Origin of the sequence: Hymenobacter lapidiphilus (genome assembly GCF_013377885.1) — a bacterium.
GTDB lineage: Bacteria > Bacteroidota > Bacteroidia > Cytophagales > Hymenobacteraceae > Hymenobacter > Hymenobacter lapidiphilus.
Genome location: NZ_JABKAU010000098.1, coordinates 1 through 952, shown reverse-complemented (window position 1 = coordinate 952; position 952 = coordinate 1). Strand labels below are relative to the sequence as shown.

At 66.3% G+C, this 952-nt stretch carries 2 protein-coding genes; both read left to right on the top strand.

The window, feature by feature from the left end; genetic code table 11:
• A partial coding sequence (locus HW554_RS20790; RefSeq protein WP_246285555.1) for a helix-turn-helix domain-containing protein occupies positions 1 to 373 on the top strand: 373 nt, incomplete at its 5' end.
• On the top strand, positions 370 to 936 hold the full coding sequence (locus tag HW554_RS20225; protein WP_394354327.1) for an IS630 family transposase: 567 nt from the start codon (positions 370 to 372) through the stop codon (positions 934 to 936). The genes HW554_RS20790 and HW554_RS20225, both read left to right, overlap by 4 nt.
• The last annotated feature ends 16 nt before the right edge of the window (positions 937 to 952 follow it).

Here is a 952-nt window from a genome sequence, read left to right as displayed (position 1 = left end):
ACTTGATTTGCGGCAGCGGGTAGCAGCGGCATGCGCTGAGCCCGGCGCTACGCACCCCGCCGTCGCCGCCCGGTTCTGCGTGTCGGTTTCGTTCGTCGAAAAGCTGCTGCAGCGCCAGCGCACGTGCGGGACGGTGGCGGCGCTGCCCCACCGTAGTGGCCCTGCTCCGCTGCTCGACGCAGCCGGACGGCCGGATTTGGCTGCCTGCCTGCGCCAGCAACCCGATGCCACCCTGGACGAGTTGCGCGTGTGGGTAGCCGCGCTGGGCGGCCCCACCGTGAGCGTAGCTACCATGGGACGGGCGGTGCAGGCGCTGGACTGGCGGCGAAAAAAAAGAGCGTCCATGCCGCCGAGCGCGACACCGAGCGGGTGAGGAATTTGCGGGCCGCCTTTCTCGAAGCTGTCCAGGCCGAGGATTTTACCTGTTTCAAGTTTGTGGACGAAACCAGCACCAACCTGACCTATTGCCGCCGCTATGCCCGCGCCGAAGGCGGGCAGCGCGCTCACCAGGCGACGCCCCTGCACAGCGGGCCGAATGTCACGCTGGTGGCGGCGCTGACGCCGAACGGGCTGCAAGCGGCCATGACGGTGAGCGGAGCGGTCAACGGGGACGTCTTCGCCGCTTACCTGCACCAGGTGCTCGGCCCCACGCTTGTGCCCGGCGATGTGGTGGTGCTCGATAACCTGCCGGCCCATAAAGTGGCGGGCCTGGCCGAACTGGTCGAAGCCCGTGGCGCCCGACTGCTGTACCTGCCGCCGTACTCGCCCGACTTCAACCCCATTGAACTCGCCTTCAGCAAGCTCAAAACGTGGCTGCGCACGGCCCAGGCCCGTACCCGCGAGGCCTTGGAGAACGTCATCCAAGCGGCGGCCGGCTGGATAAGCGAACAAGACGCCAAAAACTGGTTTGACCACTGTGGCTATCATATACAGTAACCTGAGAACCGCTCTA